Annotated in this window: 4 protein-coding genes; 1 reads left to right on the top strand and 3 read right to left on the bottom strand. The window is 63.2% G+C overall.

Annotated elements, in window-relative coordinates; genetic code table 11:
- The 3 genes from E3D03_RS20370 to E3D03_RS20360 all read right to left on the bottom strand — a co-directional run.
- The coding region (locus E3D03_RS20370; RefSeq protein WP_318013790.1) for a sigma factor at positions 1-291 on the bottom strand (291 nt) is incomplete at its 3' end.
- Between the two features lie 108 nt (positions 292-399).
- Positions 400-1,329: a hypothetical protein gene (locus E3D03_RS20365; RefSeq protein ID WP_263568464.1), complete on the bottom strand. Its 930-nt coding sequence runs from the start codon at positions 1,327-1,329 to the stop codon at positions 400-402.
- Entirely contained in the window at positions 1,298-2,536 is a 1,239-nt protein-coding gene (locus E3D03_RS20360) for a hypothetical protein (protein WP_097031827.1), read from the bottom strand. The genes E3D03_RS20365 and E3D03_RS20360 overlap by 32 nt, the downstream gene beginning before the upstream one ends.
- Positions 2,537-2,696: 160 nt before the next feature.
- On the opposite strand from E3D03_RS20360, the gene E3D03_RS20355 reads away from it, so the two are divergent.
- A partial coding sequence (locus E3D03_RS20355) for a hypothetical protein (RefSeq protein WP_263568463.1) occupies positions 2,697-2,893 on the top strand: 197 nt, incomplete at its 3' end.

Raw genomic sequence — 2,893 nt, 5'->3', positions numbered from 1 at the left:
AACGGGGGCGTCGAGCGAAAGCACCGTGCCGCCATGCATGCGCCGCTGGCGGTGATGGCGGATCGCGATGCGCGAGGACTGGTTGCGCAAGACGATGTTGGCGAAAGCGCCGATGCTGCCACGGCGCGCATCGAAGCCGGGCAGCCGGCAGATCATGCCGACCAGCAGGTCCTGGCGAAGATCGTCGAGATCGGCGGCGGGCAGCATCAGCTTGCGATGCAGGCGGCGCGCGGCAATGGCTGCCTCGTCGATCAGTGTGGCAAGGTCGTCGGGGGAAATCGGCGGAAACATTCGGGAGCACCTCGGAACATGTTGCTGTTGTTCCGAATGTGCCGCTCAGCCCGCAGCCGCCGGTGTGATTGCCGTGTGTTTGTTATGTGCGGATTGTGTGTGACGGCCTCAGGGTTCGATGACCACTTCGGCGGGGGCAAGGCCGAGCCGATAGCCGCGCGCGCGAACCGTCGCGACCAGCGATTTCGCCTGCGCCTCGGGCATGCCGGAGGAGATAAGCGCGTTGCGCAGGTCGCGGGCGATTTCATTGGCGGGACGGCCGGTCTGCCTCTCGATATCCTGCTTTTTCAGGACTGGATCACGCTTGACGGATTGCTCGATCAGCAGACGAAACAGCGCGAACATCTGAGTCGGCAGGTCGAGCCGACGGCCGTCGAGAGTGACCGATTGCGCCGAAAGGTTCATGACGAGTCGCGGAACTGAAGATGGCGGATCAAGGACGAGGCGGTCCATGCCATCCGACCCTGCTTTGAAAACCGCCGCAATTGCGTGGGGCTCGACCCCAACTTCTCGCAACCTGACAGCGATTGCCGCGGAAAGGTCGTGGACGATTGCCATGATCGGCTTCAGCCCCACGGCCGCCCTGATCGCCATCACCGCGCCCGGCGCAACCAGATTGTCGGCATCGATTGACAGGACCACGGCATGGCCGGACGGGGTCTCCCCCAAAAGCCAGACGCCGTCCGCAATTCGGGTGACCGCGCCGCCAAGATCACCGCTGGCAGCAATCCGGGCCACAAGCCGGTCAGTGTCGACCGAAAAGCGGCTCAGATCGTCCTTCTGGAGGATCACGTCTTCGGACTGATCGTGCGGGCAGCAGGCCCGGAATGCATCACCCAACTGTTCGACGGGGCGAGCATCAAGCCCGCAGTCGCATTCGGCGCAGACCGACCAGGTATCGGCCTTCCGTTCCTCGATCAGCACTTGCGCTCGCAAGAGGCGCTCGACTTCGCTTGCGGGAAGGCGGCCCAACGCCCGGCCCGAGATCGCGACCCGGGCGCCGCCCTCACTCAGCCGCGTCCACAACCATGCCAGCATCGCGGTCCTTTTCGAGCCCATTGCGCTGAACCAGCGTGTGGATCGCCTTTTCGAACCGCGTCCGGCGGAAGGCGAGCGTCCCTGGCGGCTTCAGCCGCACCGTGACCTGTGCCGGCCGCTTGGCGCCGGTTTCGAATGCGACCCGGAAGGTGATCTCGCCCAACCGCCAGCCCCGGCCGAACCGCACCTCGCTGCCCCGAAAATGGGTCAGCGCGCCGCCGGACGCGTCTTTCGATTCCCAACTGCGCACATGACGCCAGCGCTGATCCTCTTCATCCCGCTCGAAGAGGTCAGCGGCGGCGGCAACGATCCGAACCTCCTTGATGGTCTCGTCATAGCGATGCTGGAACGCGAAATCGGGCCCGGCATCGCTGATCGGATCGAGCGTATAAAGATCGCGGGCGTCCCGCCCCGAGAAGAAGCCCGGCCGCCTCAGGATATGCCGGGCGAAAAGCTCGGAGATCTCGCCTTGCTGCGCCTTGACCACGCCGCCTACGAACAGGCGCCCTTCGACCGGGGAGTACCGCAGCACCGCATATTTGACCGCCCGAAGGGTAATGATCTCTTCGCGATCCCCGGTGACCACCGGCGTTGTGGTGACTTGCGCGCCGTGGCTGATCACCAGGTTGATTTCGCCATCTTCCTCATAGGGCCCTAGGCGGCAATATTGACCCTGCAGGTCCTGCGAAAACAGATTGATCACCGCTGCCTTGAAAGCCTCGGTCATTTCTTCGGTCAGGTCCGCACCCACGTCCCGCTCTGGCCCGCGGAACTCTGCAGGCGATGTCGGCGCACGCAGCGCATGAAAGTCGGCTGCAGCCTCGAAAACGCGGTGGTGCAGCAGGTAGGTGTGGAGCGCGACGTGTTTGGGATCATGGCGAATGGGCGCGGATTCGGCGTCGTCAGGGTCGGGCTCGGGATAGAGAACCACGCCACGACGCCGGGCTTCGTTCAGAATAAGCTGCATGCCCTCGCTGGTTCCAAGCTCGGCAACGCGATGCAAATCGGCGACCATTCCGGCGTTCCAGCCTGCAACGGTTCCTTCGAAATGCGCCGCCAGAGCTGCCCGAATGGTTGCGGCCTCTCCCTCGAATGCCACAGGCAGTTCATCCTCGCCGAAGTGCCGAACGAACAAAACCCGCATCAGGGCCGGATCAATGGTTTTGAGAAACTTCGGATTAACAAATTTCTTGAGATCGGAACCCACGGGAATACCTCGCAAACGGCCGGCCTGTTCTGATTATGTTCTACCCGATGGATCAACCATGAGTCGAGTCCGGCCTTTCGCATAACCGCCATCTTTCCCTGCGGGACGTTTTTCGGATCGGCTGAGTAGAGGCAGGGCAAGCCAACACGGACTTGCTCGCATGAAACGCCCCAATCCACTGCCACCCGATCAGATGACGCCCGCCGAACGCCGCGCCGAGTTGTGCGGGCTGCTCGCCCTCGGTCTGGTCCGCCTGATGCAGCGCGATCGGGACGAACCTTCTGACGATGCTGGAGAAATTCGCCTACACTATCCGGCCGACCGATGCCGTCATGCAACCCCGAACCCAACGGAGAC

Origin of the sequence: Paracoccus sp. DMF (assembly GCF_004407025.1) — a bacterium.
Lineage (GTDB): Bacteria > Pseudomonadota > Alphaproteobacteria > Rhodobacterales > Rhodobacteraceae > Paracoccus > Paracoccus aminovorans_B.
Note: the sequence above shows the minus strand (reverse complement) of the source record. Positions and strands in the feature narration are given on the sequence as shown.

What these genes read in the sequence shown, in the direction of transcription:
- E3D03_RS20365 (WP_263568464.1), bottom strand. Translation starts at nt 1,329, where the DNA reads ATGCTGGCATGGTTGTGGACGCGGCTGAGTGAGGGCGGCGCCCGGGTC.